Raw genomic sequence first — 3,989 nt, 5'->3', positions numbered from 1 at the left:
CCCGGAAAAATAATTATTCCGGGTTCACTGCCCTTGTCCTGGCCGAAAACCGAAAAATGCTTAATGTGTTCAAAAACACCTACCCCCATGCAGAATTTATACGGGGGGAAAGTGGTGAAATTGAAGTAACCATGCCCTTCATCATTGGAAAGCATAATACGCCCCACGATCACTCCCCGGAATAAAAATTGATTTATCTTTGAGCTTAATTCAGGGTAATCCCAGTAGAAAATATCCCATGACAGATAATCGACCCGTTTTGATACTGGCCCCTTTGCAGGGCTTTACCGATGTGGTGTTCAGACAGGCTTATGTTCGGCATTTTACCGGCATTGACCAGGCTATGGCCCCGTTTATATCCACTATGAGCAGCAGGCGGCTGAAGCCGTTCAGATTGAAAGACGTGGATCCGGCTTTGAATACAGCCCTTCCCGTTATCCCACAAATTCTGGGAAATAATCCGGATGATTTTATCTATCTTGGGGATTATCTTTTCGACATGGGCTATACTCAAGTCAATTGGAACCTCGGGTGCCCCCATTCAAAAATTGCAGTAAAACTGCGTGGCTCGGGCCTTTTATCCCATCCGGATAAAATAGACGACTTCCTTTCCAGGGTAATTCCGGCCATGAAGCCTACACTAAGCGTTAAAATTCGTCTGGGCCGTAAAAGCAAGGAGGAGATTTTGGACCTGATTGCAATGTTCAATACTCACAAGCTTGACGAAATTATCCTGCATCCCAGAACCGGGGAGCAAATGTATACAGGCACCGCTGATGTTGACGCCTTTGCAGGGGCCATGAAAGCCTGTATCCATCCCATGGTCTATAATGGGGATATTGTGGACACGGCATCATGGGAAAAAATCCGGCAGCGTTTTCCGCAAATCAGCCGTTTCATGATCGGCAGAGGCATTCTCTCCAATCCCTTTTTACCCGAGCAGATCAAGGGGGGAATATTCGATTCCCAAAATCCCGACGCCCGAGATCAAGACAGGCAAACGAGTGAACGATTGAAAACCTTTCACGCGGACCTTTTTAACAGTTACAAACAGGTCTTTTCAGGCCCGGCGCACCTTATCGGGCGCATGAAGGGATTATGGAGCTATCTGGGGCCCTCCTTTGAAAACAGCAAAAAACCGTTGAAAAAACTGCTCAAGTCAACTTCGGAGCAGGCTTATTTGGATCGGGTCGATGAATTCTGGGACATGGATTTAAAATTCTGCCCGGACAGGATAGAAGGAATTTTGAAAAGGAATGAGTGACAGAAGATACAGCATGTCATTTACAACAGGTGGCCTCTTTCACCGAGAATCGGTGAACCTGACTGCCTTGTATCTTGATCTCGGTGACTGGGACTCTGTCCGAAATAAGGTGATCGAAAAAAATTTGCTGCAGGCAAGGACACAAAATACCCTTAAACGGGTTTGCAGCGAGGTGGTTTCCCGGCTTAAGCTGCTGGGTTTGCGCGAACTTGAATTTCTTAATCAAGGAAGCCATCAAGAGCAAGTCCATCTCCTGTGGCTTGCCGTTTGTCGTCGGTATAGATTCATCGCTGATTTTGCCGTTGAGGTTCTTCGGGAACGCTTTCTCTCACTCAAACCCGATATAACCCATGAGGACTTTGACACCTTCTTTAATCGAAAATCAGAATGGCATTTGGAACTCGAGCAGATCTCCCCGGCAACACGAAGCAAATTGAGGCAGGTCCTGTTCAGGATGCTTCGCGAAGCAGATCTTTTGACAGCCGGCAATATGATACATGCAGCCATGCCAAGTCCGGGACTTTTAGAGTTGATCTATCAAGGCGCCCGCAAAGATGTCTTATGCTTTCCAATAGTTGAATTCGATACCAAGGAGCTGACTTAAGAAGTCACAGCGGATATGGGTAAAATGTCAATGCAAGACAAATTTCAACACCTTTATGCTGTTATTTCAGGGCAGCGCTTCCTGAAAAAGCAAGGCCTTGGAAATGAAGTGCCGTTTTTCATCTGTCCTTTCAAGCCGGAAGAATCTGTTGACATGGAACGTCTTTGTCATCAACTGGTTAATCGCCTTGAGCAGACCGGTGTTCGAATCTTGCAGATCAACCTTTATGATCTGTCCATAGAAATACTGAAAGAACGGGACATCTGGAATCAAGTTCTTGAAATTGAGGCATCTGTCTCCAAAGGCCAGCTCAAAGAGTTGCTGCAAGGCGTACTTGATCCGGAAACACATCTTGTTCCGGCCATAGCAGACAAGTTGGCAGACGCGGATTTCGATGTTCTTTTTCTTGCCGGGGTCGGCGAGGTGTTTCCCTACATCCGTTCACACAATGTTTTGAATAATTTACAGAGTACCGCCAAAGAAAAGCCAACGGTCATGTTTTTTCCAGGGAACTACACCCATACACTTGAGACCGGTGCTTCTCTTGATCTTTTCGGAAAGCTTCATGACGACAAGTACTACAGGGCATTCAACATTTTTCACTGCGAAGCTTAAACATAAGGAACCAGATGATACTTAAGAACGTTTTTCATAAACCGGTTGACCGGCCGATCGAAGGGGTCATTAAAGCGGATGACGAGGCAAGTCTTCGCCTGGAAATCGAAGAGTACGTCCTGACGAAGGAAGTTGAAAAACGGCTGGAATCATTTCTGGACGCATATAACAACTACCAGGGAGCCAACGGCGTTTGGGTTTCCGGTTTTTTTGGGTCCGGTAAATCCCATCTTTTAAAAATGCTGGCACTTGTGCTTGAAAACAGGCAGATAGACGGTGCCTCAACTTTCGATCTATTCCTGCCAAAGTGTGAAGGCAACGAGATCCTGCGCGGGGATCTCAAACGCGCCGTCGGCATCCCTTCAAAAAGCATTTTATTCAATATTGATCAGAAAGCGGATGTTATCAGTAAATCACAAATCGACGCACTCCTTGCCGTATTTGTAAAAGTTTTTGATGAGATGTGCGGGTATTACGGCAAACAGGGACACATTGCCCAGTTCGAGCGGGATCTTGACAGCCGTGGCCTCTATGGGCAGTTTAAACCCGCCTATGAGTCCATTGCCGGCAGAGCATGGGAAAAGGGCAGGGAGCAGGCCCTGCTGGAGTCTAAAAATATTGCCAAAGCCTATGCCCGGGTCACCGGAGAAGATGAGACACAGGCCATCGGAATACTGGACAAATACCGCAGCCAATACCGGGTTTCCATTGAAGACTTTGCCGAACAGGTTTTCGCCTATATCGAACGGCAAGCCGAGCAGGAAAATAAAAAAGGATTCCGGCTGAACTTTTTTGTTGATGAAGTCGGGCAGTATGTTGCGGATAACGTTAAACTCATGACCAACCTCCAGACCATTGCCGAGAGTCTGGCCACCAAATGCCGGGGTAGAGCCTGGATCATCGTGACGGCCCAGGAAGATATGGGAAAGGTTATGGGAGAGATGGGCAAACAGGAAGGCAATGATTTTTCAAAAATCCAGGCCCGGTTTGCCAATCGCATGAAACTGACCAGTGCTGACGTGGCCGAAGTTATCCAGAAGCGCCTGCTCTCGAAAACAGACCAGGGCGCCCAATCACTCTCAGACATATACCATGAACAGTCCAACAACTTTAAGACCCTGTTTGATTTTGCCGACGGTTCCCAAACCTTTCGAAACTTCAAAGACCGGGATCACTTCATCCGCAGCTACCCGTTTATTCCCTACCAGTTCGCACTATTTCAGACAGCCATTCAGAATTTGTCCCAGCATAACGCCTTTGAAGGCAAGCACAGCTCGGTGGGCGAACGCTCCATGCTGGGCGTATTTCAACAGGTGGCAATACAGATCGGGGATCATGAAATAGGGCAGCTGGCGACTTTTGACCTGATGTTCGAAGGCATTCGTACTGTCCTGAAATCCAACATTCAGCGGGCGATCATTCAGGCGGAAAACCATCTGGAGGCGCCCTTTGCCATACGGTTGCTGAAAACACTCTTCCTGGTCAAATACGTCAAAGAGTTTAAAT

General features: G+C 47.3%; 5 protein-coding genes. All 5 read left to right on the top strand.

Features of this window, described 5'->3' with window-relative positions; genetic code table 11:
• Positions 1–185 (top strand): hypothetical protein (locus AB7U36_RS20070; protein ID WP_428161406.1); only part of this gene is annotated, 185 nt, incomplete at its 5' end.
• Positions 186–238: 53 nt separating this feature from the next.
• Positions 239–1,264 carry a tRNA dihydrouridine synthase gene (locus AB7U36_RS20065; protein ID WP_428161405.1) on the top strand — a complete coding sequence of 342 codons (1,026 nt, stop codon included), beginning with the start codon at positions 239–241 and terminating at the stop codon, positions 1,262–1,264.
• On the top strand, positions 1,257–1,868 hold the full coding sequence (locus AB7U36_RS20060; RefSeq protein WP_428161404.1) for a DUF1819 family protein: 612 nt from the start codon (positions 1,257–1,259) through the stop codon (positions 1,866–1,868). The genes AB7U36_RS20065 and AB7U36_RS20060 overlap by 8 nt, the downstream gene beginning before the upstream one ends.
• A gap of 30 nt (positions 1,869–1,898) precedes the next feature.
• A complete protein-coding gene (locus AB7U36_RS20055) occupies positions 1,899–2,483 on the top strand; it encodes a DUF1788 domain-containing protein (RefSeq protein WP_287038311.1) in 585 nt (194 codons plus the stop codon).
• Positions 2,484–2,497: 14 nt separating this feature from the next.
• The coding region (gene brxC / locus AB7U36_RS20050) for a BREX system P-loop protein BrxC (RefSeq protein ID WP_428161403.1) at positions 2,498–3,989 on the top strand (1,492 nt) is incomplete at its 3' end.

The organism is Desulfobacter sp., assembly GCF_050177295.1.
This window is presented reverse-complemented; position numbering and strand designations above follow the sequence as displayed.

Coding starts and splice junctions, on each gene's coding strand:
- AB7U36_RS20055 (WP_287038311.1), top strand. CDS start 1,899: ATGCAAGACAAATTTCAACACCTTTATGCTGTTATTTCAGGGCAGCGC.
- AB7U36_RS20060 (WP_428161404.1), top strand. CDS start 1,257: ATGAGTGACAGAAGATACAGCATGTCATTTACAACAGGTGGCCTCTTT.
- AB7U36_RS20065 (WP_428161405.1), top strand. CDS start 239: ATGACAGATAATCGACCCGTTTTGATACTGGCCCCTTTGCAGGGCTTT.